Annotated in this window: 1 pseudogene; it reads right to left on the bottom strand. The window is 63.9% G+C overall.

Annotation, left to right across the window (positions count from 1 at the left end):
- Positions 1–255, bottom strand: a pseudogene (locus AC1RPK_RS07775) (hypothetical protein); the annotation flags it as partial.

Raw genomic sequence — 255 nt, 5'->3', positions numbered from 1 at the left:
CGCCGATGAGGGACTGCCAGATGAGTCCGGCCACCAACCCGATCAGCACCGCGATCCACCAGGGGATCGTCGGGTTCGCCAGGAAGTCGTTGAAGCCGATGGCCACGAACTCCTTGAGGAGCACGGCCACGAGGAACGCCGGGAGGGAGTACAGGAAGAAGCTGAGGAACGTGACGACGTTGTCGAGTCCGCTGTACTGCCGCAGGGCGGTCACGATGCCGATGGTGACACCGAGGAGGATCGCGAGGATGAGGG

Source organism: Dellaglioa sp. CoH-55-MRSF-6, from assembly GCF_056782215.1.
The sequence above is the reverse complement of the archived record's forward strand: the minus strand, read 5'-3'. Positions and strand labels throughout refer to the sequence as shown.